Source organism: Acinetobacter pittii, from assembly GCF_022449185.1.
GTDB classification, from domain to species: Bacteria; Pseudomonadota; Gammaproteobacteria; order Pseudomonadales; family Moraxellaceae; genus Acinetobacter; species Acinetobacter pittii_I.
In genome coordinates this window covers 91,070-117,023 of sequence record NZ_JAKUKO010000006.1, presented here as the reverse complement: position 1 = coordinate 117,023, position 25,954 = coordinate 91,070, and the positions used below count along the sequence as shown (strand labels likewise).

Here is a 25,954-nt window from a genome sequence, read left to right as displayed (position 1 = left end):
AATGGGCAAAGATGACTTTGCCCAATACAATTAAAAAGAGTTAAAAAGCTGTTTTAATCCATGAGGTTGGCAACGTAAATACTGAGGTGCAATTTTAACTTCTGCACCTAAAGCTGCTGCTGCATGCCAAGGCCATCTTGGGTCATATAGCATTGCACGAGCAAGACCAATAGCATCAGCTTGCTGGTTTTCCAAAATTTGTTCAGCATGTTCTGGCTCAGTAATTAACCCTACAGCAATAACGGGAATAGACACATGCTTTTTGACTTGTTCAGCAAATGGAACTTGGTAACCAGCCCCAATCGTAATAGATTGATGCTCATGCAAACCACCACTAGACACATGCACATAGGCTGCGCCCAATTGCTCTAAAGCTTTTGATAAGCCCACTGTAGATTCAACATCCCAATGCTCAATACTCTCCAACCAATCGGTCGCAGACAGCCTAACACCAACAGGATAACCTTCTGGTACAGCGAGTTTAATTGCCTGAAGAACTTCAAGGGTCATACGCATACGGTTTTCTAAAGAACCACCATATTCATCAGTACGCTGATTGGCAATTGGCGATAAGAATTGATGTAGTAAATAACCATGCGCGGCATGAACTTCAATCAACTCAAATCCAGCTTCTACAGCACGTTTTGCCGCTGCTGCAAAGTCTTGTTGAACTTGTTTAATCTCAGCAATAGTCAAAGCATGAGGCGCTGCATCATGGACCGAAAAGGTACTTTCACTTGGTGCAACTGTTTGCCAACCATGAGGCTGATCTTTTGCAATCTGACCTTTACCTAACCACGGCTTTTCAGTAGATGCTTTACGCCCTGCATGTGCTAACTGAATTCCAAATGGCATCGGTGAAAGTGTATGAACCTTAGCTAACAACGTTTTAATTTTGTCACGTTGTTGATCATTCCAAAGCCCAAGGTCAGCATAGCTAATCCGACCTTCAGGTTGTACAGCAGTCGCTTCTACAATACAAAGCCCAGCGCCAGATAATGCATAATTCGCCCATTGCTGTTCATGCCAATAGGTAATTTCACCATCATCTGTTGCCGAATATTGGCACATCGGAGCAATTACAATTCTATTGACCAGTTGTAGTGAACCAAAGTTAACCGTTTCAAATAATTTTGCCATTTTTAATTCCTAGAATTGCTTAATTACACGTAAACCTGCACTCCAGTTACGTCCATCTGCTGGTTCAAAGTAACGTCCATTACCATCATTTACGATCACTGAACCTGCATAGTTTTTATCAAATAGGTTATCTACACGGGCAAAGCTATTTACTTTCCAGTCGCCCATTACCCATGCATAACCCACATTAGCTGAGGTTACACTGTAGCTTGGCGCTGCGTCACTGTTGGTATCATTCACGTATACTTTATCCATATACTGTACATCTACACCGCCATATAGCCCGTGTGATGGCTGCCAAGCTAAAGAGGCATAAGCTTGGTTTTTAGCAATTCCAGGGATAGCATTGCCCGCTGGAATTTGAGCAATACTTCCTAAAGCTGGAATATCAGCATCAAAAGTTGCATCTAAATATGTATAGCTAGCAGTCGCAGTTAAATCTCGCCACAACTTTTTATTCCATGCAAACTCTACCCCTTCACGTAAGGTTTTATCTGCATTACGAAACGTTGATCGGCCATTTGAGTTGCCGGCAGAAACGATGTCATCTTTGGTTTTAGTTTGGAAAACCGCCAAAGTGAAATCACCTAAATGATTTTGTGATTTTAAGCCTGTTTCATAGGTATCACTTGTGGATGCGGTCAAATCAAAATTAAAACCACTTTCTCCATCTGGGCGATATGCCATTTCAGTAAAAGTTGGGGTTTCAAATCCTTTGGCATAACTCACATAAGCCATGAGTTCAGGTAAAATTTGCCAGCTTAAAGCAGCAGAAGGCAAAACTTTATCATAATCAGTCTTACCACTATCGTTGCCATTACTTAAATAGTTATCTTTAGATTTGTAATGGACGTTGCTATAGCGTACTCCCGTGTCTAAACGCCATGTGGGTAGGAACTGCCATGAAGCTTGTAAATATGGATCGATATTCCACAAAGTATTATCTTCATCACGGCGTAAATTACCTTTGACGCCATAAGAAGGTTGTCCGTTTACTAAATTAAAGTTTTCAAAACCTTTACGATCTTCATCCATTGCATCGAGTGCAACACCAACACTTAGAGTAGTATTTGGAAGTAATTCTTTGCCCGTCCAACGGAAGTCAGCGCCATAATAATCACGCTCAAAATCGATCACCCCACCTGCATGATTGATGCTGGCATCTTGTGTCGACTTAGGAATAGATTGATATTGAGTAACTTGGCGATTACCTAAATATGCCATGGCATAGAGTTCATTTTTATCATTAATCGGTTTAGACCACGTCACACCCGTTTGCGTTTGTTCAATATCTTTACGAACATTAAATTGCTTTAAAAACGGAACTTGTTGCTTTGGATTTGCATTCCACTGGTCACGGGTTAAACCCTGCGGATCGTCTGCATGAATTTTTACATAGTTGGTTACCCAGTTGATTTTGCTACCATCATCAAGATTCCAACTGAGCTTTGCATTATTTAGTACTTTTTCTGCACCGCTATGTTCTCGATAACCATCAGTATCGAAATACGATGAACTAATAACATAGCTTGGTTCATTCTCCCCCTTTGCTCCACCTTGTAACACGAGTCCTGCTCGGCTTTTATCGTGACTGCCTCCCGAATAGCTCAACTCAATTGAATCTTTCCCTTGCCCCTCTTTGGTAGAAGTTAAAATTGTCCCGCCCGATGAGTTTCCGTACAGTGAAGAAAAAGGTCCTGTGAGAACTTCAACATGGTCCAGACTACTTAAATCGATATTAGACGTTTGACCTTGTCCATCCGGCATTGTTGCAGGAATACCGTCTACATAAAGGCGAATACCACGGACACCAAAAGTAGAACGTGCACCAAAACCACGCATAGAGAGCTGTAAATCTTGTGCATAATTTTCACGATTACGAATCTGTAAACTCGGTACACCCTTCACAACTTCAGTTAAATTTACTTGTGAAGAAGTATCAACTTGAGGTGCATCTATTCGAAAAACCGAAGCCGGTGTCTGCAAATAGGTTGTATCGGTACGGGTTGCTTCCACATGTAATGTTGGCAATACAGTTACGTCTTGTGTTAAATCTTCTGCCCAAACAAGTGGGCTAGAAATACAGCCCATACTCATCAAAATACAGTAATGAAGTCGGTCTAAGCGTAATAAGGACATGCTTATTTCCTTTATTTATATTGTAGTTATGATAACAAAAAGCAGTGTCTTGTCTGGATATTGAATTCGATCTGCATTGTTGTAAATCTGGAACATTCTTCATCGATATCTAAAAACTGATTTCCAGATTAAAATTATCGACTCAAAGATGGATGATCTTTCCAGCAATATCGTTCAGGCCAATGTTTTGCTTCTTCGGCATAATCAATTCCAATACGTGGCGTTAGCACTACTTCTGGTTGCGTTGATGCCGCTTCAACCCATAGTCCAGATCCTTCTCCCAAGGTTTGTCCTTTTAAAGATCGATCAATACCTAAATAGCGTGTCAATTTGCCGGGCCCAGCTAAAAGCTTATAGTCTTTTTTGGTTGAAGCATTATTTAAAAACGCAGAACGAATCATCACTCCTTCAGGTACACCCTCTGTTTGAGTAATAATATTAAGCATTTCATACATGCCATAAATTAAGTAGACGTAAATCGTACCACCATGGCCATACATTACCGCTGTTCGAGCTGTACGTTTATCATTGTAACTATGGCAGGCTTTATCACGAACACCCAAATAAGCTTCAGTTTCACTAATTGTACAGCGGATCACTTGGCCGTCAGGTTGTCGTTTACACAATACGCAACCGATTAAATCATAAGCCACTTCTGAGGTTTCACGTTGAAACCAGCTTAATGGTAAAATATCTGACATAGTAATCTCTGAAATATTACATACCACACGTTATACTTGATTAATCCAGTATATCTGTTAATTCTGCGAGTTGGCATGCCTGAGTTACCCGAAGTCGAAACCACCAAAACCAGTTTATTTCCCTTATTGAATCAAAAAGTTCTTAGTGTTGAAGTACGTAATCCTAGCTTACGCTGGCCTATACCAGCTGATGTTCAGAAACTTGTCGGACAACGTCTCATCGGGTTAAATCGACGTTCAAAATATATTTTGGCAGAGTTTGAACAAGATCAAATGCTTTGGCATTTAGGTATGTCAGGAAGCTTTCGTCTGACCGAGCCAAATGATGAACTGAGAAAGCATGATCATCTGATTATTCAATTTGAAGATCAGCAATTACGTTACCATGACCCTCGCCGTTTTGGTTGTATTCTTTGGCTTAACCACGAGACTCAAGGCAAACTCATAGATACTTTAGGGCCTGAGCCTTTAAGTCCCGACTTTCATGCGGAATATTTAGCTTCAAAACTCAAGAATAAGTCTGTCGGCATAAAAATTGCACTCATGGATAATCATGTAGTTGTTGGTGTAGGCAATATCTATGCAACTGAAAGCTTATTTAATGTTGGTATTCACCCAGCACAGCCCGCTGGTGACTTAAGCATGGAACAAATTGAGAAATTGGTTGTCGAGATTAAGCGCATTTTGAAGTCGGCCATTGATTTAGGTGGCTCGACATTACGAGACTACAGCAATGCCATGGGTGAAAATGGTTATTTCCAACAAACATTACTCGCTTATGGCCGTGCTGGAGAAATGTGTGTTAACTGTGAAACCACATTAGAAAACTTAAAACTTGGTCAGCGTGCCAGCGTATTTTGCCCACAGTGCCAACCGCTTAAAAAGCTGAGAAAGCCTTAATTTTTTGGAGGAAGACAACATGCAAACAGCAATTGTCCGACATATTTTAGTCAAAGATAAAGACTTAGCTGAGCAGCTAAAAAAGAAGCTACAAAGTGGCGCTGACTTTGCCAAACTTGCCAAGCAATACTCTACCTGTAATTCAGCAAAACGTGGCGGTGAACTTGGTGAAGTCAAAAAAGGGCAATTGGTACCCGTCATCGACAAAGTTGTTTTTACAGCTGCTGAACGTGTGTTACAAGGTCCGATCAAAAGTCAGTTTGGCTATCATCTTTTAGAAGTTAAATTCAGAATGGGCAGCTTAAGATAAGGCCCCTCTCAAGTTAATTTAAATTCATAAACAATAGCCCAGTTACTCAATAAAAGAGGCCATTACCAACCTCTTTTATTTTTTAAATTTACCACCAATATTCTAGTTGCATGCCAAAATTTGACCCATGTCCTGTGTTATAAAAATCACTATCAGGATATAAATTGTCTCTCAAATTTTGTTCATCCTTGTTCCAAAAAGCATAGGTGTAATACAAGCGAAGTTCAGGTCTGTCGTAATATCCCGTTCCTTTTAGTGACCAAGTTGGTGCAATAGTCAATTTTGTTAGGCTTCGATTTTGATCATTGCTATCTATCTGGTCATAGCCAATTTCGGTCGATATTTTAAAATGGTCTTGTACAACATAAGCCATTCGGGAGCCTATCGAAAACCATTCGCTATCATTCTGATTCTTAAATTTATCTTTTTGATATATAAATTGAGCCTGTCCATTGAAAACTTTATTTTCAGATTCCCAATCTAAAACTTCAATGAATCTTAAAGAAGAATTATCTCGGTCCAACTCAGGGTTGCCAGTATAACTTAGCCCTATACCTGCTCCTTCGCCATATTGCAAAGCAACTGTATTCTTACCATTTAAGACATCGGAAGTTATATTCTGCAATGTTAAGGCCCAACCTGTATGATCTGCATCAATAATAGATAAGCCTGTATTCAGTTTATTTGTACCATTTAGCTGAATGTCTTTTACGGTAAAATCATGTCTATTAATATATTTTTTCTGAAATACATTATCTTTTCTAGAGAAAACATAACTTAATGACAGATCATTAATTTTATAATTATCGATCCCGAACCCTGTACCGCTTTGGTTCCAATAGAATAAATCAGACATATGAATATCATTTCGATTATAAAATCTTCTGCCTAACCAAAAATTTGCTCCATTTAAATAAGAAATATTTTTCCAATCTAGATAGATTTGATTTAGCCGCGTATAGCCATCGTCACCACTAAAACTTAAACTTTGACCATACTGGTTATAAAATTGAAGCATTCCATTAATACTAATCTCAGAATTATCATTCAGCTTTAGAAGACTTTGTTTAGCAAATAGCTCTGCATATTGTTCACATTCATTTCCAAGACGGTATTTTGAAGGTGCGCCAGTGAGCTGAAAACATTCTTGTAATTCCCCGCTATCTGTAACTCCTATGCCTGTACGTACATATCCTCCAATTTCAGTAGCGAAAGTAATTTGAGATATGGCATAAAACGTAGTTCCAATAATCCAAGGAGACTTCTTCATTTAAAATTCCTTTTTAAGTGTGAGTTTTCCACACTCACTTATATTCCAAGCAAGGTTGGATAAAAGGACTAATGGTTATTAGAAAGAAAACGAAGACTATTTGATTGATTTGAAAAGGCTCAAACAAGAGCCTCTATATATTATTTTTAAAATTAGATCTAAAAGAGAAAAATTGAGTTCGTGAAGTCAGCTTTTATATTTAAATATTTTTAGCATGGGCATTCATTTGATATGTCCAAGCTTTAACAGACTCCCCTGATTCAAGCATTACATCTACTATAACTCGCTCATATTGAAAACCTTCAAAATCATCAAGCATCTGCCAGTTTTCAGCAAGTTTTTCTGTGCTAAATAGATAGCCTTCTACCCACTCCGCCTGAGGATCTAACACAATTGCCTTTAAGCCTTGATCTGGTCCCCAATCTAAAATATGTATGATTCCTCTTACTGAAGCCTTGGTCCACGTCCCCCCAATCTGTTCGAGAATATGAGCATTTGCTTTATTTGGACATAATGTCCCATACACAAAAAGCTGATTCATTCATCTATCCCTTTTTCAATATTCATCTTTGGTCTGATCTGCGATCTTGCAATTTTATCAATATCTTGAGTCCAATATAAAATATGAAGTAATAAAAAACGGCACTCAAGGTACCGTTTTTATTTCAAATCTTATTAGACTTGTTTTTTCAACTCATCACGAATTTCGCGCAATAATTGAATATCTTCAGGAGTTGCAGCTGGAGCTTCTGGTTCATTTTTATCACGGCGAAGTCTATTTAATAATTTCACCATTAAGAACACAACCCAAGCCAAAATTAGGAAGTTAATTAAAATGGTAAGGAAATTACCATAAGTTAAAACATTCACACCTGCTTTTTGCAAAGCATCCAAAGATTGTAAATTGTTAGGATTTGCACCTAATACAATGAATTTTTGTGAAAAATCAACACCACCACCAGTAATCACAGTGATCAGTGGCATAATAATATCTTTTACTAAAGAGTCCACGATTTTGCCAAAAGCACCACCAATAATCACACCAATGGCTAAATCCATCATATTGCCTTTAACGGCAAATTCTTTAAATTCTTGAATAATACTCATCTAAACATCTCCAGATGTCGGGGGCTGAAACACATCATATTTTTCTTTTTCATTGGCATCTTATCGGATTAGATAGTACTCGCCATGATATTGATAATTTAATATTTTTATCAAAAAAAGAAAGTTATTTCACACTTTAACAACATATTCTCTTACAAGAAAAATATGAAATTAAGCTTAGCTTAACTTTAAATATTACGATTAAAAAAAACCGCTAAATTAATTTAGCGGTTTTTTCTTTTTCATTTAAGAAAATTATTTATCACGATTACGTTTACGTTCGTTTTCAGTCAAGTAACGCTTACGGATACGGATTGATTTAGGTGTTACTTCTACTAACTCGTCATCTTCAATGAATTCAAGCGCTTGTTCAAGCGTATATTCAATTGCAGGTACTAAAGTTAAAGCATCATCTGTACCAGATGCACGAACGTTAGTTAATTGTTTCGCTTTAGTCGGGTTTACAACCATATCGTCTGAACGAGAGTTAATACCCACGATCATACCTTCGTAAACTTCTAACTGTGGTTTAGCAAACAAACGACCACGGTCTTGTAAACTGAACAATGCATAGCCCAAGCAAGTACCTTGAACCATAGAAATCAATACACCGTTTTGACGTTTCGCAACAGTACCTTGTTTAACAGGACCATAATGCGAGAAGCTTGAAGTCATGATCCCTGTACCAGAAGTCATGGTCAAGAATTCAGAACGGAAACCAATCAAACCACGTGAAGGTACAGTTGCTTCAATACGGATACGGCCTTTACCGTCAACTTCCATATTGGTCATCTCGCCTTTACGGTGACCCATTTGTTCCATTACAGCACCTTGATGCTGTTCTTCAACGTCAAAAGTTACATTTTCGTAAGGCTCTTGTCTTTCACCATCAATTTCTTTGATGATTACTTGTGGACGAGATACGCCCATTTCGAAACCTTCACGACGCATGTTTTCAATTAAAACTGAAAGATGAAGTTCACCACGACCAGATACTTTGAAACGGTCTGGGCTGTCAGTGTCTTCAACACGTAAAGCTACGTTATGAATTAATTCGCGATCAAGACGTTCACGGATATTACGTGAAGTTACGAACTTACCTTCTTTACCAGCAAACGGAGAGTTGTTTACTTGGAAAGTCATAGATACTGTAGGTTCATCTACAGATAAAGCTGGTAATGCTTCAACATTTTTCGGATCACAAATTGTGTCAGAAATATTAAGTGCGTCGATACCAGTAATACATACAATATCACCAGCAGATGCTGATTCAACATCAATACGCTCTAAACCATGGTAACCCATGATTTTTAAGATACGACCGTTACGTGTATTGCCTTCTTTGTCAATTACAGTAACAGGAGTATTTAATTTTACTGAACCACGTTGAATACGACCAACACCGATAACACCTACGAAGCTGTTATAGTCAAGTGATGAAATCTGCATTTGGAATGGACCATCAACGTCAACTGCTGGTGGTTCAACGATGTCTACAATCGTTTCGAACAACGGAGTCATGTCTTCTGCCAGTTCTTCTGGAGCAGGACCCGCTACACCACGTAAACCTGATGCATAAACGATTGGGAAATCTAATTGCTCATCAGTTGCGCCAAGGTTATCAAATAAATCAAATACTTGATCGATTACCCAGTCTGGACGCGCACTTGGTTTGTCAACTTTGTTGATAATAACAATTGGTTTTAAACCACGAGCAAAGGCTTTTTGTGTCACAAAGCGAGTTTGTGGCATTGGGCCTTCTTGAGAGTCAACTAAAAGTAATACGCAGTCAACCATCGACATTACACGTTCTACTTCACCACCGAAGTCGGCGTGTCCCGGGGTATCCACGATGTTGATACGGTAAGTTGTATCAGTACGTTTATCTAACCAAGTAATAGAAGTGTTCTTTGCAAGAATGGTAATACCACGTTCACTTTCAAGCGCATTTGAGTCCATGACACGCTCAATCTCGCCTGCTCGTTCACCGAGAGCACCAGATTGCTGAAGTAGTTTATCGACAAGTGTGGTTTTCCCGTGGTCGACGTGCGCAATAATTGCGATATTACGGAGATTTTTGATATCTGACATGAAAATTCGAAACGCCTGAAATTTGAGGGCAAATTATACAGAAAAACACTACTCTTGAGTAGTGACAGTTTATTGACATTGACAAAAAAAATTTCCAATAGCCTGTATTTCGTTTTGTAAAGATAGGTATCTCGATTAGAATAGCGCCAATTTGCAAAATTGCGGCGGACCTACACCCATGTCCAATCAACACTCTCAAGACCATCTTGACCTTGTTTATGGCTTAGATGATCGACCAAAACCTTTGATCGCTTTTTTAGCAGCTTTCCAGCATTTGCTTGCGATTATTGTACCAATTGTTACACCAGGGCTTTTAATTTGTTTAGCTTTAGGCGTATCACGCACCGAAACCAACATGATTTTATCGATGTCTTTGGTAATTTCGGGTATTGCTACATTTCTACAATGTAAAAAAGTTGGTCCGTTTGGTGCAGGTCTTCTGATTGTACAAGGCACAAGCTTTAACTTTATTGGTCCAATTATTGGTATTGGTAGTGCAATGGTTGCCGCAGGAACGCCTGTAAACCAAGTTATGGCTGCAATTTTTGGTGTAGTAATTGCTGGCTCCTTTATTGAAATGGGTGTTTCGCAAATTCTTCCATGGGTAAAAAGATTAATTACCCCCTTGGTGACTGGTATTGTTGTTCTATTAATTGGCTTAACGCTTATTAAGGAAGGCTTGATTAGTATGGGTGGTGGCTACCAAGCCATGCAAGACCATACTTTTGCCAGTGCTGATAACCTTATAATGTCATGTACCGTACTTGCTATCATTATTGTGCTAAACCGCATTCGGGTGGTGTGGATTAAAAGCTCAGCCATTTTAATTGCTTTAGTGATTGGTTACATTCTTGCAGGATTTATGGGTTACCTAGATTTCTCAGGTATTAAAGATGCGCCTCTTGTACAGATTCCAACGCCGATGCATTTTGGTTTAAGCTTTTCTTGGGGCTTATTCATTCCAATGGCTTTTATTTATTTAGTCACATCTTTAGAAGCGATTGGTGACGTGACTGCAACCAGTAAACTTTCAAACCAACCCGTTAATGGTCCGGAATGGATGAAACGCATTAAAGGTGGCGTGTTAGTGAATGGCGCAAACTCCTTACTGGCAGGATTATTTAATACTTTCCCTAGTTCTGTTTTTGCCCAAAATAATGGTGTTATTCAACTCACTGGTGTGGCGAGTCGTTACGTAGGGATCTGGATTGCTGCTTTACTCATTCTATTAGGTCTATTCCCTGCTGTAGCGGGTGTAATACAAGCTGTACCACAGGCGGTATTAGGCGGAGCAGTTATGGTGATGTTTGGTGCGGTTGCTGCATCAGGCATTAATATCCTCTCATCTATTCATTTAGATCGCCGAGCACTTTTAATTATCGCAATTTCACTTGCATTAGGCTTGGGAGTTGCTCAAGTTCCTCAAATTTTGGAGCACCTACCAGAATTATTTAAAAATATTTTTAGCTCTGGCGTAGCGACAGGTGGTATAGCAGCATTAATTTTAAATGTTGTACTTCCTGAAACACATAAATAACTATTTTTTTAATTTTGATTACTGCCCAGTTTCCACTGGGCATTCTTCTTCATGAGAGATGTACATGGATCCTAGAAGTGAAGTGATATTAAGACAGCAAGACTATTTAAAAGGTAGAATCTTGTTCATTAATGCACCGAATGATGCCTTAGTTAGTCAACTACCAGCTGATATTGATGCTTCAGTCTGGACATGGAACCATGCTGACTACCAGAGCTTTATAAATAGTGGAACAAATGCGCATTTCTCAGTTGAGTTTCCATTACAAGAATTCGATCAAGCTGTCATTTTTGTTCCCAAATCTAAAGAACTGTTAAATTACATATTGCATGTCGTAATGAGCAATCTTAAAACTGCTCAGTCTGTTTTTTTAGTAGGTGAAAAAAAAGGTGGTGTTGAACGCGCTGCCAAACAATTACAAAGCTTCGGCAAAGTACTTAAACTTGATAGTGCACGTCACTGTCAGCTATGGCACTTAAAGATTGAAAAAACAGAACAAATTAAACCTCTCGAAAGTTGGCTTAAAACTTACACTGTTCATGTTAATGAACAAGAACTTACGATTTGTGCCCTTCCCGGTGTGTTTAGCCAAAATCATCTAGATGTCGGAACTGCTGTTTTACTCCCTTATCTTAATCAGGTGAAATCAGGTAGAATTGCCGACTTCGGGTGTGGTGCTGGAATTATCAGTTGCTATTTGGCAAAAATAAATTCAAGTAATATTATTCATGCCCTAGATATTGATGCTTTCGCTTTACGGTCAACGGAAATGACTTTTAGTCGAAATGGAATAGGTTCAGACCAGTTGAGATTGCAGCCTGTTACAGGTATTGCAGACGCTCCAACAGAACTCGATGCCATTGTCAGTAATCCCCCTTTCCATCAAGGTATTCATACCAACTATGATGCAAGTGAAGGACTCTGCCAAAACGCTAAAAAACATTTAAAGGCATCAGGTGAGCTATGGATTGTAGCAAACCGTTTTTTAAACTATTCGATCTTAATTGAGAAGCACTTTGGTCAGTGCCAGATTAAAACTGATCATCAAGGCTTTAAGGTGTTATATGCCTGTGCATAACAAACTATGTAAGGAATCTCCATGAGCGAAACACATGCTCCTGAAAAACTCCAGCGTAAGCTTGGGGCTCGTCATCTGAATATGATCGCCATTGGTGGTTCCATTGGTACAGGCCTCTTCCTTGCTTCTGGATCAACCATTGCAAACGCTGGTCCTGGTGGAGCGCTACTCGCCTACTCACTCATTGGCATTATGATTTACTTCTTAATGACCAGCTTAGGTGAGCTTGCAACTCATACACCAACATCCGGCGCCTTTTTTACTTACGGCAGTCGTTATGTCGAAGAAGGCTTTGGTTTCGCTCTAGGCTGGAACTATTGGTACAACTGGGCAATTACGGTTGCATTCGAACTTGTTGCGGTTCAGTTTATTATGAAGTTCTGGTTCCCTGATATTCCAGGGTTCTATTGGAGTGCCCTGTTCCTTGCCGTTATTTTTATAATTAACTCAATGACAGTAAAGGGATTTGGCGAAAGCGAATTCTGGTTCTCAATGGTCAAAGTAATTGCGATTGTTGCCTTTATTATTATTGGCTTAGCCATGATTATCAAGATTATGCTAACTCCAGGTGTTGCAACTTTCGGAAACTGGACCTACAAAGAGGCACCTTTTGTAGGCGGTTTACAAGCCATGATTGGTGTAGCAATGATTGCCGGATTCTCTTTCCAAGGCACGGAAATGGTTGGGGTTGCTGCTGGCGAATCAAAAGATCCAAAGAAGACAATTCCACTTGCAATCAAACAGATTTTCTGGCGAATCTTATTATTTTATATCCTATGTATTTTCATTATCGGCACTTTGATTGCCTATGATGACCCGAATTTACTGCAAGCAGCTGCCACTGAAGATGTCGCACTATCTCCATTTACATTGCTTTATGAAAGAGTAGGCTTCGCTTTTGCTGCGGGTTTAATGAATGCCGTCATTCTTACTGCTATTTTGTCAGCAGGTAATTCAGGCATGTATTCCTCAACTCGCATGTTATTTAAAATGGCTCAAGAAGGCCGCGCACCAAAGTGGTTTGCAAAACTTGATGGTCGTGGTGTTCCAATGAACGCTCTATATGCCACCACATTTATTGCTGCATTTTGTTTCTTAACGACATTTATTGGTGAAAAACAAGTATTTAACTGGCTACTCAATATGTCGGGTATGTGCGGTTTTATTGTTTGGTTAGGAATCGCGATTTCACACTATCGTTTCCGTAAAGGATATATTGCTCAAGGCTATAAATTAGAAGATTTAGCATATCGTGCCAAATTTTTCCCATTTGCACCTTGGTTTGCCTTTATTCTCTGTTCAATCATTATTTTAGGGCAGAACTATCAAGCCATTTTAGGTGGAAAAATTGATTGGTTAGGCTTACTTTCAACTTATATTAGCTTGCCACTGTTCTTGATCATTTGGTTAGGTTATAAGTGGAAAAATAAAACCAAATTGATCTCTTACGACCAAATGAACGTCAAACCTGAGCAAGATTAAAAACTGGTCATTAAAATAAATCAAAGATCAAAAGCTTGATCTTTGATTTAAAAAGCGTAAAATGCCGTTCAGATTTTCAACGGCACTTTTAAATAAGGAGGACATCATGCCATTAGTACAAGGTAAAACAGATTAAATTATTTGGCACGATGTCAGCTCACGGACAAGTGTACAAATTCACACCACTTGTCCGAATGCTTAAATTTAGAACCTAGCATTCGCTAGGTTTTTTTATGCCTGCTCGGACAAAAATAAGAGAAAAATTATGGGCATACAAAAAATATTAAACAAGGAGGCACTCTATGGTGTCCCTGTTAAAATTTTCACTCAAGACATAGATAGTGAAAGTATAGAACAACTCCAAAAAATGGCTCAGCTGCAATTCATCTATTCTCACATTGCAGTTATGCCTGATGTGCATGTGGGTAAAGGTGCTACTGTAGGTAGTGTTATTCCTACTAAACACGCCATTATTCCTGCTGCTGTAGGAGTTGACATTGGATGTGGAATGAATGCAATTCGCTTGAGTTTAAAGGCTTCACAACTACCTGATAACTTAAGTCGTTTGCGTGATGCGATTGAACGTAAAGTACCGGTTGGCTTTGCTTTGCATAAACAAGTCAAAGCGAAAGCTTCTAGCATTATTCCACTTGAAAAACGCTTAGAACCAATTATCAAAAAGCATCCTGGTCTTGTCCGAATGCTTCGGCAATTTGATGCAACATGGCAAAAACAACTTGGGACCTTGGGTGGTGGCAATCACTTTATAGAGTTATGTATTGATGAGAATCAAGATATATGGGTAATGCTACATTCAGGTAGCAGAGGGCTTGGTAATGTTATTGGTACTTACTTTATTGAGTTAGCCAAAAAAGAAGCGCAGCATCGCTTTGGCCATGTACCTGATAAAGACTTAAGTTATTTTGCTGAAGGCTCAAAAAGTTTTGATGATTATGTAGAGGCTGTAGAGTGGGCACAAGAATATGCTTTTGAAAATCGCAAAGAGATGATGCGATTAATTTTAGAAGCGATCCGCCCTCTTCTACCTTCTTTTCAAATGACAAAAGAAGCGATTAATTGTCATCATAATTATGTAAGCCGTGAAACACATTTTGGCGAAAATCTATTGATTACCAGAAAAGGTGCAATTAGAGCAGGCTTAGATGAGCTAGGTATTATTCCAGGTTCAATGGGAGCACGATCTTATATCGTTAAAGGCAAAGCAAATCCTGAATCATTTTGTTCTTGTTCTCATGGCGCTGGTCGCAAGATGAGCAGAAGCAAAGCAAAAGTTCTTTTTAATCAGCAAGATCTTATTGAACAAACCCAAGGTATTGAATGCCGTAAAGACAGTGGCGTTGTCGATGAAATTCCAAGCGCTTATAAAGACATTGATGAAGTCATTGCGAATCAGTCAGATCTCATTGAAGTCGTCCATACCCTAAAACAAGTTTTATGTATTAAAGGTTAAAGCATGAAAATTAAAGAAATGCCAAAAATAAAAGTCCGTAATCAAGTAGCTCTATCCCCTTTACTACACAAAGGTGGGATGCACGAAACGGAAAAACCTCGTGCCCAACATCGTAGAGATAGACAAGATACTAAACAGCAATTGAGAAAAGGTGATTGGTAAATAATTTAAACCAAGATCGAAAGTAATTATTAAGGAGACATAGAAATGACTAAATATTTTAAAAATCGCCATAAAAAAAGCGACTCTAACGAGTCGCTTTTTTACTGTTCAAGAACTCAAATTATTGAGCTTGTTGACCAGGTTGAACTACTACAGTACGGCTACCAGTGATTGTCGCGAATACACGACGGTTCATAGCACGACCTTCTTTAGTTTTGTTGTCAGCAATCGGTTGATCCCAAGCGAAACCTTGAGTAGACAAACGAGATGCATCAACGTTGTATTCGTTTACAAGAGCTGATTTAACAGAGTTAGCACGAGCTAAAGATAAACGTTCGTTCAACTTACGTGGACCAGTGTTATCTGTGTGACCTTCGATACGTGCAGTAGCGTTAGGGTATTCAGTTAACTTCTCAGCAACTTTAGCGATTTCTGGTTTGTATTGGTCTTTGATGTTTGATTTATTAGTATCAAAGAACACACGAAGTTCCATGTTAAGGTCTTCAGTTAACTCTTGTGGTTGTGGAGCAACTGGAGTTGGTTCAACTGGAGCAACTTCTACTACAGGAGCAGCAGGCTTCAAGTGACCACCAAGAACTACGTTTAAACCAGCAAGAGCTGTATAGTTCCAGAACTCTTCATCAGCATTATAGGTAGCACGAGCTTCGGTACGAAGAGATAAAGCGTCGTTTAAGCGCCAGAAAGCACCAACACCTGCATTACCCAAAGTACCTTCTTCTGAGTTACCACGTGTACCACGGTTTACACCATCAAAGTCGTATTTATAGTGACCAGCACCTAATAATACGTACGGCTTGATTTTGCTGTCGTAGTTTTTAGTGATTAAATCAGAAGTAACATAGAAGTTACCGTTGATTTGTTTTTGTTTATATTCAGCACCAGCAGCAGCGCCGTCTACGTCGCCTTTAACTTGGTTATATTCAGCTTCGAAACCTAACCATGGTGTTAACTCAATACCAAGAGCTGCGCCAACGAATAAATCGTCTTGTAACTCAGGTGCATTAGTTAAGTTACCATCTTTACCGCCATTGTTGTGTTGGCTGTCTTGGAAAGTGTAACCAAGCAATAATGGAGTAACTGTTACGCCAGCATTAGCAGCAGCTAATGGAGCAGCAACAAGCATAGTAGCAAGTGCAATACGACTCAATTTCATGGATATCCTCCAGAGATAACAATTGTTGTTCAAGCTCAGCCTAAATTTATTGGCCCCTGAGATATTTTCACCCCAGTATTATTTTTAAGCTATTCACATTTGAATCATACAAACACTTGATAGACTTTCCAAGTGCTTGATAATTTTAATCAAGTAAATTATTGACAAAATTACTTACAATTTCCGTTGTAATTCGGTAATTTTTCACTCAACTAGCAAATATGAACAACTTCTTTCTTTCGCTTACGGTGATTTTACCAGTATTCTAGCATCCTGATAACCTTTATTTAATTTTGTGTTTCCTCACTATAAAAATCATTATAAATCATTGATAGAAAGCATAAAATCAAAATATTTCTTTATATATTAAGGAATTTTAATGTTTAAATCTCCCGGTTTCACGTTGTTGGAACTCACTATAACGCTCGCAATTCTTATGATTATGGTCACTATAGCGCTTCCTTTATATCATCAATTTATGGCTTCTGTAGAATTAAAAAATTCGTCTCGACTACTCACAATTCATATACAAAAAGCCAAATACGACGCAATTCTACGACATAAGAGTGTCGTACTTTGCCCAAGTGTTGATTTGTCTACATGTAATAGTAACTGGGATACAAGTCTTATAAGCTTTGTAGACACAAATCAGAATCTACAAAGAGAAAACAATGAAGAAGTATTAACCAATGTTGAACTTGCTCATCGCTACGGTTCTTTAAAATTTCAAAAGTTTGGAAAAAAACTAAATAGTATTGTATTTCAGGGCGACACAGGACTTCCACGCGAATCTAACGGCACTTTTACCTACTGTTCTTATAACCAGCTTAAAAACTTTAAATTAATTCTCAGCAAAATGGGACACACCCGTTTAGAAGACCTTAAAAATTGTTAGAACTCTACAGTCTAATGCAGAAGATATCTCTCTTTGATTTTTGCAATATACTGCCTAGGTTTTAAACATTTCTTATTTTGAGATTAAGAACAATCGGAGATTACAACAATGACTGACATCGTAATTGTAAATGGTGCTCGTACTGCCATGGGTGGTTTTCAAGGATCACTATCAGGACTTACAGCGCCTGAATTAGGTGCTGTAACGATTAAAGAAGCAATCGCACGAGCAGGTTTACAACCTACTGATGTCGAAGAAGTCATTATGGGTTGTGTACTACCTGCAGGCCTAAAACAAGGTCCAGCACGTCAAGCGATGCGTAAAGCTGGCTTACCAGACTCTACAGGTGCAGTAACGATTAACAAGCTTTGTGGTTCTGGCATGAAAGCTGTTATGCAAGCCGCTGATATGATTAAAGCAGGTAGTGCTGAAGTGGTAGTTGCTGGCGGTATGGAGTCTATGACAAATGCACCTTATGTTTTACCAAAAGCACGAGCTGGCTACCGCATGGGCCATGGTGAAATTAAAGATCATATGTTCTTTGACGGGCTTGAAGATGCTGAAACTGGGCGTTTAATGGGTTCGTTTGCTCAAGATATGGCAAATACTCGTGGCTACACACGTGAGCAAATGGATGACTTTGCGATTCGCTCTTTAAAACGTGCTCAAACAGCAATTACTGAGGGTTATTTCAAAGACGAAATCGTTCCAGTTACCGTACCTAGTCGTAAAGGTGATGTCGTTGTTGATCAGGATGAACAACCTTTAAATGCCAAGATTGACAAGATTCCTTCACTCAAACCAGCTTTTGCAAAAGACGGTACAATTACCGCAGCGAATGCAAGTTCTATTTCGGATGGTGCATCTGCATTAGTATTAACTTCAAGTGAAGTTGCAGCACAGCGTGGTTTGCAACCGCTTGCAAAAATTATCGCGACAGCGTCAAACTCTCAGCATCCTTCAGAATTTACGATCGCTCCAGTTGGTGCTATTGAAAAAGTTCTTAAAAAAGCGGGATGGAATGCTCAAGACGTCGATCTTTGGGAAATTAACGAAGCTTTTGCTATGGTTACTATGTGCCCAATTGATGATTTCAAACTTGATGCAGAGAAAGTAAATATCAATGGTGGTGCTTGTGCACTAGGTCACCCTGTAGGTTCTACGGGCTCTCGTATTATTCTTACACTTATTCATGCACTGAAACGTACTGGCGGTAAGAAAGGTATTGCTGCACTCTGTATTGGTGGTGGTGAGGCAACAGCAGTTGCAATTGAACTCATTTAATCCAAATTCATTATTTTAAAATCCCACTTCGGTGGGATTTTTTATGAAAAAACTACAAAAAATGACCCACAAAATCACTTTTAAGTTTTAACTTATTCCTTTAAACGAAAACAACAATGGACAATAACAATGCAACTCAATCACTATCTCAATTTCCAAGGCCAAGCAGAACAAGCCTTTAACTTTTATAAATCAGTATTTGGTGGTGAATTTGGTATGTTAAGCCGTTATGGTGATATGCCAGCGCCTGAAGGTGTGACATTATCGGAAGCAGATAAAAATCTGGTTCTCCATGTTTCTTTACCGATTAATGAGTACACTGTACTAATGGCCTCAGATACAAATGATCAGTTCTGTGCGCCTAACAGCGTTTTTACCCAAGGAAATAATCACTATATCTCGATCAACCTTGAAAAAGATGAGCAAGAAAAAGCAAAACAACTTTTTGATGCTTTATCTGTTAATGGTCAAATTGAAATGCCTTTAGAAAAAACGTTCTGGGGCGCATTGTACGGCGCTTTTACCGATCAGTTCGGTATAAAGTGGATGGTTAACTGCCAGCTTGACACCTAATATTTTCAATATTTAGTTTAGCCCTTATAGAGATACTTAATATTTCTATAAGGGCTTTAAACATCGATATTGGAATATTGCGCAATAATCATTAAACCTACAGTAATAAAACCAATTCCCACCCATCCTGCCACATCAATATTCTGACCAAGAAAAATCTTTGCCAAAAAAGCTGTTGCTAATACACCTATCCCAGACCAAAGCACATATAAGATTCCAGCTTGCATATATTTCAAAGCAATAGCAGCGCATGCAAAAGAAATAATATACAAAACCAGAGCAATGCCCTGAGCTGTTTTATTGACTAAGCCATTCCCCTTAGCAGAATAAAATGTTGAGAGTACATCTGTCGCAATAGCAAAAAGTAGCCACCAAGCACCAGGATTTATTTTTGAAATTAAACCTAACATTGTTGTTCTTCAGTTGAGTCATTTAAAAATTATTCATAAAAAAAGCTGAACCTGAGTTCAGCCTTTATATTGAAAAACTATTTAAGCGCCAGTTTGATAACTTGCTTGCGGTACGGCTGTTGAAGCTTGGTAAGGGTTAGTAAAGTCTTGCAAACCAGCTGCCGCTTCTTGCACATCTTTACCTTGTTTAATCACAAAACTATCAAAACCTGAACGTTTTAAGTAATTTAGAACATCCTTAAATACATCGCCAGTTGCACGTAATTCACCTTGGAAACCTTGACGACGTAGTAGTGCAGCGAATGAATAACCACGACCATCACCAAAACCTGCAAACTCAATGAAGATTGCATCAAGTTCATGTAATGGAAATGTGTGCTCTTCAGGTGAATCATTTACAGTCACATACAAAGCTTTTTTGCCTTGAACGTTAGCTAATTGATCGAGTTGAGCTGTTGTTACAACAACATCACCTTGTGGAACAACACCATCTTCAGCAATGATTTGATAAGTATTATCTGCAATCGTGCCATCTTTATAAAGCACTAGTAGAGCTGTATTAAGCATATGCACGCTCCTTAAATGGTTGAATTCCTACACGGCGATATGTATCAACAAAACGCTCACCTTCCGTACGTAAATCAAGATAAGTATTCAATACTTCTTCAATGACATCTGGCACAGCATCTGCTGCAAATGAAGGACCTAAGATGTCACCGATCGATGCATCATGATCTGAATTACCACCTAATGTAATTTGATAGAATTCAGCACCTTTCTTATCTACACCTAAAATACCGATGTTACCTACGTGGTGGTGACCACAAGCATTCATACAACCAGAAATATTTAGATCTAAATGACCAAGATCATAAACTTTGTCTAAGTCATCAAAACGACGTGTAATTGCTTCAGCAATTGGAATTGATTTCGCATTTGCAAGTGAACAGAAATCACCGCCTGGGCAACTAATGATATCGGTAATAAAGCCGATATGTGCACGCGCCATATTTTGTTGTTCAAGCGCTTGCCATACATCGAACAAATCTTTTTGAGGTACATCCGCCAAAGCAATGTTTTGTTCGTGAGTCGTGCGAAGTTCACCGAAAGTGTATTTATCAGCAAGATCTGCAATAAAATTCATTTCTTCGGTGGTCATATCACCCGGTGCAATACCTGCACGTTTTAGAGAAATCGTAACAATACGATAGCCCTTCACTTTATGCGCATGCGTATTGATGTTGAACCACTGTTTGAATTTTGGATGCTCAGCAAATAAAGCTGTGAAGTCTTCATCTGCTAAATCTTGGTAAGCAAATGGAGTGAATTCTTCATCCAGTTTTTTCAAGATTTCTGGCTGAATCTTTAATGCTTCACGTGTATGTTCAAATTCAGCTTCAACTTTTTGTGCAAACACTTCAGGAGTTAATGCCTTAACTAAAATTTTGATACGCGCTTTATATTTGTTATCACGACGACCATGCAAGTTATAAACACGTAAAACCGCTTCTAAATAAGCAATTAAATCTTCACGTGGTAAAAACTCACGGATAACGCTACCAATGATTGGGGTACGGCCTAAACCACCACCAGCCATAATTTTATAGCCGATTTCACCTGCTTCATTACGCACGATATAAACACCAATATCGTGGAATGCAGTTGCCGCACGATCTTTTTCTTCAAGTGCAGAAACAGCAATTTTGAACTTACGTGGTAAGAATGCAAATTCAGGGTGGAATGTACTCCACTGACGAATCAACTCACATGTTGGACGTGGATCTGCAATTTCACCAGCAACCACACCTGCATATTGGTCAGTTGTGGTGTTACGAATACAGTTACCACTGGTTTGAATGGCATGCATTTGTACAGTTGCAAGTTCAGCCAAAATATCTGGCACATCTTCAAGCGCAGGCCAGTTCAACTGGATGTTCTGACGTGTAGATACATGTGCATAACCACGGTCATAAGCAGTTGAAACTTCAGCAACTTTACGTAATTGTTTAGAATTCATTAAGCCATACGGCACAGCTATACGCAGCATAGGCGCATAACGTTGCACATATAAACCATTTTGCAAACGTAATGGACGATATTCGTCTTCAGAAAGTTTGCCAGCTAAATAGCGTTCTGTTTGATCACGGAACTGAGCAACTCGTTCATTAACCAGCTGCTGGTCGAAATCGGTATATAAATACATGGCGTATGGCTAGTAGATTCATTATTAAGGCGGATAGCATAGCGAGCTTTTATTCATCAATAAAATGCTTTTTTTGCATATTTAATAACGGTTTTATTGATAAGCTTTAATATAAATCGACATAAAAAAAGCCCGGATAAATCCAGGCCCTTTCTATAAAAGCTTTTTATTTGTTATCTGGTAAGGCATAAGCCACTAAATAGTCGCCCATTTTCGTACCAAATGAACCATGACCACCAGCCATGATTACAACATATTGCTTACCATTGATTTCATAAGTCATTGGTGTTGCTTGTCCACCTGCTGGTAAACGCGCTTCCCAAAGTTTCTTACCGTTAGTAACGTTAAACGCACGTAAGTAGTTATCTTGAGTTGCACCAACAAACATGACATTACCGGCAGTAGAAATTGAACCACCTAAACCAGGCACACCAATTTTCACAGCTGGTAACTGGAACAAGTTCGGCAAGCTGTCACGAATTGTACCAATACGTTTTTTCCATACCACTTCATGAGTTTTCAAATCAACGCCAGCTACATAGCCCCAAGCCGGTTGTTTACAAGGTAAACCAAGCGGAGATAAGAATGCGCTAATTTCAACACCATACGGTACGCCGTACATCGGTTGTACGCCCTGCTCAGTTCCTGCACCTTTTGCAGTTTGTGCACGGTTTGGATCAGCAGGAATTAAACGACTTACGAATGGCAGACCAATCGGGTTCATTACAGCAACCTGACGATCAGGGTTAACTGACATACCGCCCCATTCAAATACACCTAAGTTACCAGGGAAAACTAAAGTACCGTTTTCAGATGGTGGCGTATAAATACCATCGTAATTTAGACGTTTGAAAGATACACGACACATGAGCTGATCAAGCATCGTGGCACCCCACATGTCTTTATCAGTCAATTTATCTTGTGGTGCCAAGTTCAAGTCAGAGAATGGCTGAGTTTTTGAATAGAACTCACCTTTAGTTTGTGGTCCACGTTTAACTGTTTGTGGAACTGGTTTCTCAGTTACAGGGACAATCGGTTGACCATTACGGCGATCAAGCACAAAGGCATTACCTGTTTTCGTCAATACATAGATTGCAGGAACAGTTTGGCCAGCTTTGTTTTTGATATCAGCTAAAGATGGTTGTGATGGTACATCCATATCCCATAAATCGTGATGGGTTGTCTGGAAGTTCCATACTAATTTACCAGTAGAAGCATTAATCGCTAACATTGAGTTTGCATAACGCTCTTTCAGCTCGGTACGGTCACCACCCCAGATATCTGGTGTACCTACACCTGTTGGAACATAAACGATATCAAGTTTGGCATCATATGCTAAAGGTGCCCACGCATTTGGTGAGTTGTGAACAAAAGTAGTACCTTCGCCCGGCATTGCATTTGGATCTGCTGCGCCAGTATCAAATACCCAAAGAAGTTTACCAGTGTTAACGTCGTATCCACGAATGACACCAGATGGCTCTTTATTGGAGTAGTTATCTGTTACAGAACCAGCAATCACAACAGTTGAACCAGTCACGATACCAGGAGATGTTGGGTTGTAACCGCCTGGATAAGCATATGGCATGAACTCTTGTAAGTTCACTTGACCATTTTGACCAAAGTCAGTACATGCTTTACCAGTGTCAGCATTTACAGCCACTAAACGGCCATCGTTGACTGGTACAAATACCTTACGTGGACATTGTGTAGAGCTAGATTTCTTGCTTTGAAGACTCGTTGCAAACTCAGTTGTATTGTTTGCATCGTAGTACATCACACCACGACAAGTTAAATGCTGGAACGATTTATCCGTTTTAAGTTTCGGATCAAAACGCCATTTTTCTTTACCTGTAGCAGGATCAATCGCAATTAACTGCTGGTGAGCTGTACAGATAAACATGTTATTACCGATTTTAATCGGTGTAACCTGATTAGTCGTTTCGCCAGAGTCGTTATCTGTCTTAAGATCGCCAGTACGTAAAGTCCAAGCAACTTTCAAGTCTTTTACGTTTTGATCATTGATCTGTTTCAATGGAGAATAACGCACACCTGCTTGAGTACGACCATAAGCTGGCCAATCACTTTCAGCAACACCAGGCACGGCTTGAGCTGTTTCTGGTTGAGGTGTTTTGATTTCACCATTAATTTCTTGCGGATCATTGAAGATAGAATAAACCATCAACACGATTGCAATTGCTAAAGTTGAAGATAAGGCAACTTTACTTGATCCAAGGTTGTTGATTCCACGAGTTACAGCCGGAACCAATAACCATAAACCAAGAATACCTAAAATATCTAAACGGGGTGCAAGCGCCCAAAAGTCTGTTCCAACTTCCCAGACACTCCAGATAATAGTTCCTAGCATTAATGCAGCATAAACCCACAAAGCAGTAGAAGCACGCTTGTAGAGTTGCCATGCAACAATGAGGAGTAATACTCCAGCTATAATGTAGTAAATTGAACCGCCTAGTGTAGCGAGCCAAATACCTCCAATTAACAGGAATAACGCCAGTAACCCAATAATAATTACGGTAAAAGTCGTTAAACCTGATCTTGAAGTAGGTTGATTCATAAACCACCTCTTATCAATCATCATTTTTATAGGAAAGATGTGCCAAGAACCTTATAGAAAAATGGCATCACCAATACATCTAAAACAAATTCAGGCATCAAGAAAAAACGGAAGGTCAGGATAATTCAATCAATGATTTAGCCCTCGACAATCCGTTTTTCGGAGTAATTACGCTTAGAATGCAGTTGAGAATTTAATACCGCCAACCCAAGTGTTATCACCATTTTTTAATGCACCAACATGACGAACATATTGCACATTTGGACGAATAGTTAACCAGTTAGTGGCATGAATACCGTAGTAAAGCTCGGTATTGTATTCAGTGTCATATTCTTTAGTTTGAACATCGTTCCAATCATCATTGATATGGATACGCGCAACACCTAATGCCAATTCATCTTGAGGACGTTGATTGAGCAAACCTTTATAGACTAAGCCCACATTTTGCATGTTATCAATTTTGTTGGTATCAGAGTCGTGGAACGTCAGGTTCACAAATCCAGTCAAACCACGGTCTGTTTGATCAGCAGGCTGGAATAATTTTTGTTTTGCAGTTACCCACACCCCCTGTTTATGAGATGTTTGAGCCTTATTTGTAATTTCTTCGGCATCAGCAGTACTGTAGTAATACCCTAAACGGTATTCACCAGCCATACTTTGAGCGCCTAATTTAGGTGACCAAACTACTTCAGCAGGAATAATTGCCCCATGTGAACCATCAGTGCTTAGGTTAAAACCTTTGCCTCGGTCCAAATTTTCCGGGTTATATTCATATACACCAACTTGGGTATATAGATCGGGTTGCAAGTTATATTTAACACGCATTGCCCATTGGCTGACAGGCCAGTTATACCACTGATCGCCAACCCAGTTACCCACTTGCGAACCACAAAGCGCCAAGTTCTGGAAATCACAGTCAAAACTATTAAAGTCTTCACCTTCACCAAAACGACCGACTTTCACGTCTAACTTCTGGTCAAGAAATTTTTTCTTGATCCACAAATCGGTTAAACGCCAAGTTTGCTCACGCCCCCAAACTTCTTGTACAGAGCTTAAGTGCCCCGCTAAAGCTGGTGAATGTTCAGAAAGCGATTGCCCATCACGATAAGTTAATGTGATTTGAGCTTCTGTATCTTGCCACCCTAAAATTTTGTTTAAATCAAAATGAGTTCCTAAAGCAAGTTGCCCCGTATAAGCACTACCATGCGTTGATGTATTTTTTGAATCTAAAATACCGGCGTATTCGCCGGTATATCCGAAAGAAAAATCATAACCTTGTGCTTGTAACGCGGTGCGTTGACCGTTCCAATCACCCAACATCCACGGACTATTTGGGTCGAATGCAGCAGCAGCTTGTGCGTGCTGTATGAAAAGAGTAATTGATAAAACGGATAAACAGGAAGCCATCAAGGATTTATGTGTTTTCATGTTTACATACCTTTTATGTCTTTGTTT

At 39.2% G+C, this 25,954-nt stretch carries 23 protein-coding genes; 10 read left to right on the top strand and 13 right to left on the bottom strand.

Annotation, left to right across the window (positions count from 1 at the left end; genetic code table 11):
• Positions 1–30: 30 nt before the first annotated feature.
• From MKX14_RS13960 to MKX14_RS13950, 3 genes are all read right to left on the bottom strand, one after another.
• Positions 31–1,140 carry an NADH:flavin oxidoreductase/NADH oxidase gene (locus MKX14_RS13960; protein WP_002116511.1) on the bottom strand — a complete coding sequence of 370 codons (1,110 nt, stop codon included), beginning with the start codon at positions 1,138–1,140 and terminating at the stop codon, positions 31–33.
• Positions 1,141–1,149: 9 nt separating this feature from the next.
• Positions 1,150–3,279 carry a TonB-dependent receptor family protein gene (gene yncD, locus MKX14_RS13955; protein ID WP_213072822.1) on the bottom strand — a complete coding sequence of 710 codons (2,130 nt, stop codon included), beginning with the start codon at positions 3,277–3,279 and terminating at the stop codon, positions 1,150–1,152.
• A gap of 134 nt (positions 3,280–3,413) precedes the next feature.
• Positions 3,414–3,980: a DNA-3-methyladenine glycosylase gene (locus MKX14_RS13950; protein WP_199977952.1), complete on the bottom strand. Its 567-nt coding sequence runs from the start codon at positions 3,978–3,980 to the stop codon at positions 3,414–3,416.
• A 75-nt stretch (positions 3,981–4,055) separates the two neighbouring features.
• On the opposite strand from MKX14_RS13950, the gene mutM reads away from it, so the two are divergent.
• Positions 4,056–4,880 (top strand): bifunctional DNA-formamidopyrimidine glycosylase/DNA-(apurinic or apyrimidinic site) lyase, encoded by an 825-nt coding sequence (gene mutM, locus MKX14_RS13945; RefSeq protein WP_199977953.1) that lies wholly within the window; start codon positions 4,056–4,058, stop codon positions 4,878–4,880.
• Between the two features lie 19 nt (positions 4,881–4,899).
• Positions 4,900–5,190 (top strand): peptidylprolyl isomerase, encoded by a 291-nt coding sequence (gene ppiC, locus MKX14_RS13940; RefSeq protein ID WP_002051379.1) that lies wholly within the window; start codon positions 4,900–4,902, stop codon positions 5,188–5,190.
• Between the two features lie 88 nt (positions 5,191–5,278).
• Here the strand turns inward: ppiC and lamB are convergent, their stop codons facing one another.
• The 4 genes from lamB to typA all read right to left on the bottom strand — a co-directional run bounded on the left by lamB (position 5,279) and on the right by typA (position 9,658).
• Positions 5,279–6,460 (bottom strand): maltoporin, encoded by a 1,182-nt coding sequence (gene lamB / locus MKX14_RS13935; RefSeq protein WP_240282738.1) that lies wholly within the window; start codon positions 6,458–6,460, stop codon positions 5,279–5,281.
• 199 nt (positions 6,461–6,659) lie between these two features.
• Positions 6,660–7,001, bottom strand: coding sequence for a gamma-glutamylcyclotransferase family protein (locus MKX14_RS13930; protein ID WP_240282737.1), 342 nt, complete (start codon positions 6,999–7,001; stop codon positions 6,660–6,662).
• A 134-nt stretch (positions 7,002–7,135) separates the two neighbouring features.
• Positions 7,136–7,567 (bottom strand): large conductance mechanosensitive channel protein MscL, encoded by a 432-nt coding sequence (mscL, locus tag MKX14_RS13925; protein ID WP_240282736.1) that lies wholly within the window; start codon positions 7,565–7,567, stop codon positions 7,136–7,138.
• Between the two features lie 255 nt (positions 7,568–7,822).
• Complete coding sequence (gene typA / locus MKX14_RS13920; RefSeq protein ID WP_002116501.1) at positions 7,823–9,658, bottom strand: translational GTPase TypA; 1,836 nt, start codon at positions 9,656–9,658, stop codon at positions 7,823–7,825.
• Between the two features lie 178 nt (positions 9,659–9,836).
• On the opposite strand from typA, the gene yicE reads away from it, so the two are divergent.
• The 5 genes from yicE (at position 9,837) to MKX14_RS13895 (ending at position 15,388) form a co-directional block, all read left to right on the top strand.
• Positions 9,837–11,195 carry a uracil-xanthine permease family protein gene (gene yicE, locus MKX14_RS13915; RefSeq protein WP_002116159.1) on the top strand — a complete coding sequence of 453 codons (1,359 nt, stop codon included), beginning with the start codon at positions 9,837–9,839 and terminating at the stop codon, positions 11,193–11,195.
• 64 nt (positions 11,196–11,259) lie between these two features.
• A complete protein-coding gene (gene rsmC, locus MKX14_RS13910) occupies positions 11,260–12,273 on the top strand; it encodes a methyltransferase (RefSeq protein ID WP_240282735.1) in 1,014 nt (337 codons plus the stop codon).
• A gap of 21 nt (positions 12,274–12,294) precedes the next feature.
• Complete coding sequence (lysP, locus tag MKX14_RS13905) at positions 12,295–13,755, top strand: amino acid permease (protein WP_108009071.1); 1,461 nt, start codon at positions 12,295–12,297, stop codon at positions 13,753–13,755.
• A gap of 265 nt (positions 13,756–14,020) precedes the next feature.
• Positions 14,021–15,226, top strand: coding sequence for an RtcB family protein (locus MKX14_RS13900; RefSeq protein ID WP_240282734.1), 1,206 nt, complete (start codon positions 14,021–14,023; stop codon positions 15,224–15,226).
• A 3-nt stretch (positions 15,227–15,229) separates the two neighbouring features.
• Entirely contained in the window at positions 15,230–15,388 is a 159-nt protein-coding gene (locus tag MKX14_RS13895; RefSeq protein WP_016143433.1) for a hypothetical protein, read from the top strand.
• Between the two features lie 121 nt (positions 15,389–15,509).
• On the opposite strand, the gene omp38 is transcribed toward MKX14_RS13895, so the two are convergent.
• Entirely contained in the window at positions 15,510–16,562 is a 1,053-nt protein-coding gene (omp38, locus tag MKX14_RS13890) for an outer membrane protein Omp38 (RefSeq protein WP_108009067.1), read from the bottom strand.
• 379 nt (positions 16,563–16,941) lie between these two features.
• Between omp38 and MKX14_RS13885 the strand changes: the two genes are divergently transcribed.
• The 3 genes from MKX14_RS13885 to MKX14_RS13875 all read left to right on the top strand — a co-directional run bounded on the left by MKX14_RS13885 (position 16,942) and on the right by MKX14_RS13875 (position 19,314).
• On the top strand, positions 16,942–17,457 hold the full coding sequence (locus tag MKX14_RS13885; protein ID WP_108009065.1) for a GspH/FimT family pseudopilin: 516 nt from the start codon (positions 16,942–16,944) through the stop codon (positions 17,455–17,457).
• Positions 17,458–17,565: 108 nt separating this feature from the next.
• Positions 17,566–18,741, top strand: a complete 1,176-nt coding sequence (locus MKX14_RS13880) for a thiolase family protein (RefSeq protein WP_014207591.1) — start codon at positions 17,566–17,568, stop codon at positions 18,739–18,741.
• A 129-nt stretch (positions 18,742–18,870) separates the two neighbouring features.
• A complete protein-coding gene (locus MKX14_RS13875) occupies positions 18,871–19,314 on the top strand; it encodes a VOC family protein (protein ID WP_005072758.1) in 444 nt (147 codons plus the stop codon).
• Positions 19,315–19,370: 56 nt separating this feature from the next.
• On the opposite strand, the gene MKX14_RS13870 is transcribed toward MKX14_RS13875, so the two are convergent.
• The 5 genes from MKX14_RS13870 to oprB all read right to left on the bottom strand — a co-directional run bounded on the left by MKX14_RS13870 (position 19,371) and on the right by oprB (position 25,906).
• Complete coding sequence (locus tag MKX14_RS13870; RefSeq protein ID WP_002116446.1) at positions 19,371–19,724, bottom strand: DMT family transporter; 354 nt, start codon at positions 19,722–19,724, stop codon at positions 19,371–19,373.
• 81 nt (positions 19,725–19,805) lie between these two features.
• Positions 19,806–20,291, bottom strand: a complete 486-nt coding sequence (locus tag MKX14_RS13865; RefSeq protein ID WP_240282733.1) for a DUF934 domain-containing protein — start codon at positions 20,289–20,291, stop codon at positions 19,806–19,808.
• Positions 20,284–21,927 (bottom strand): nitrite/sulfite reductase, encoded by a 1,644-nt coding sequence (cysI, locus tag MKX14_RS13860; protein WP_005064287.1) that lies wholly within the window; start codon positions 21,925–21,927, stop codon positions 20,284–20,286. Before cysI ends, MKX14_RS13865 begins: the two co-directional genes overlap by 8 nt.
• Positions 21,928–22,093: 166 nt before the next feature.
• Complete coding sequence (gcd, locus tag MKX14_RS13855; RefSeq protein WP_005064285.1) at positions 22,094–24,499, bottom strand: glucose/quinate/shikimate family membrane-bound PQQ-dependent dehydrogenase; 2,406 nt, start codon at positions 24,497–24,499, stop codon at positions 22,094–22,096.
• 174 nt (positions 24,500–24,673) lie between these two features.
• Positions 24,674–25,906, bottom strand: coding sequence for a carbohydrate porin (oprB, locus tag MKX14_RS13850; RefSeq protein ID WP_078210305.1), 1,233 nt, complete (start codon positions 25,904–25,906; stop codon positions 24,674–24,676).
• Between the last annotated feature and the right edge of the window lie 48 nt (positions 25,907–25,954).

What these genes read in the sequence shown, in the direction of transcription:
- oprB (WP_078210305.1), bottom strand. Translation starts at nt 25,906, where the DNA reads ATGGCTTCCTGTTTATCCGTTTTATCAATTACTCTTTTCATACAGCAC.
- cysI (WP_005064287.1), bottom strand. Translation starts at nt 21,927, where the DNA reads ATGTATTTATATACCGATTTCGACCAGCAGCTGGTTAATGAACGAGTT.
- MKX14_RS13895 (WP_016143433.1), top strand. Translation starts at nt 15,230, where the DNA reads ATGAAAATTAAAGAAATGCCAAAAATAAAAGTCCGTAATCAAGTAGCT.
- MKX14_RS13930 (WP_240282737.1), bottom strand. Translation starts at nt 7,001, where the DNA reads ATGAATCAGCTTTTTGTGTATGGGACATTATGTCCAAATAAAGCAAAT.
- rsmC (WP_240282735.1), top strand. Translation starts at nt 11,260, where the DNA reads ATGGATCCTAGAAGTGAAGTGATATTAAGACAGCAAGACTATTTAAAA.
- typA (WP_002116501.1), bottom strand. Translation starts at nt 9,658, where the DNA reads ATGTCAGATATCAAAAATCTCCGTAATATCGCAATTATTGCGCACGTC.
- yncD (WP_213072822.1), bottom strand. Translation starts at nt 3,279, where the DNA reads ATGTCCTTATTACGCTTAGACCGACTTCATTACTGTATTTTGATGAGT.
- lysP (WP_108009071.1), top strand. Translation starts at nt 12,295, where the DNA reads ATGAGCGAAACACATGCTCCTGAAAAACTCCAGCGTAAGCTTGGGGCT.
- omp38 (WP_108009067.1), bottom strand. Translation starts at nt 16,562, where the DNA reads ATGAAATTGAGTCGTATTGCACTTGCTACTATGCTTGTTGCTGCTCCA.
- yicE (WP_002116159.1), top strand. Translation starts at nt 9,837, where the DNA reads ATGTCCAATCAACACTCTCAAGACCATCTTGACCTTGTTTATGGCTTA.
- ppiC (WP_002051379.1), top strand. Translation starts at nt 4,900, where the DNA reads ATGCAAACAGCAATTGTCCGACATATTTTAGTCAAAGATAAAGACTTA.
- MKX14_RS13875 (WP_005072758.1), top strand. Translation starts at nt 18,871, where the DNA reads ATGCAACTCAATCACTATCTCAATTTCCAAGGCCAAGCAGAACAAGCC.
- mscL (WP_240282736.1), bottom strand. Translation starts at nt 7,567, where the DNA reads ATGAGTATTATTCAAGAATTTAAAGAATTTGCCGTTAAAGGCAATATG.
- mutM (WP_199977953.1), top strand. Translation starts at nt 4,056, where the DNA reads ATGCCTGAGTTACCCGAAGTCGAAACCACCAAAACCAGTTTATTTCCC.
- MKX14_RS13870 (WP_002116446.1), bottom strand. Translation starts at nt 19,724, where the DNA reads ATGTTAGGTTTAATTTCAAAAATAAATCCTGGTGCTTGGTGGCTACTT.
- gcd (WP_005064285.1), bottom strand. Translation starts at nt 24,499, where the DNA reads ATGAATCAACCTACTTCAAGATCAGGTTTAACGACTTTTACCGTAATT.
- MKX14_RS13885 (WP_108009065.1), top strand. Translation starts at nt 16,942, where the DNA reads ATGTTTAAATCTCCCGGTTTCACGTTGTTGGAACTCACTATAACGCTC.
- MKX14_RS13880 (WP_014207591.1), top strand. Translation starts at nt 17,566, where the DNA reads ATGACTGACATCGTAATTGTAAATGGTGCTCGTACTGCCATGGGTGGT.
- MKX14_RS13900 (WP_240282734.1), top strand. Translation starts at nt 14,021, where the DNA reads ATGGGCATACAAAAAATATTAAACAAGGAGGCACTCTATGGTGTCCCT.
- MKX14_RS13865 (WP_240282733.1), bottom strand. Translation starts at nt 20,291, where the DNA reads ATGCTTAATACAGCTCTACTAGTGCTTTATAAAGATGGCACGATTGCA.
- MKX14_RS13950 (WP_199977952.1), bottom strand. Translation starts at nt 3,980, where the DNA reads ATGTCAGATATTTTACCATTAAGCTGGTTTCAACGTGAAACCTCAGAA.
- lamB (WP_240282738.1), bottom strand. Translation starts at nt 6,460, where the DNA reads ATGAAGAAGTCTCCTTGGATTATTGGAACTACGTTTTATGCCATATCT.
- MKX14_RS13960 (WP_002116511.1), bottom strand. Translation starts at nt 1,140, where the DNA reads ATGGCAAAATTATTTGAAACGGTTAACTTTGGTTCACTACAACTGGTC.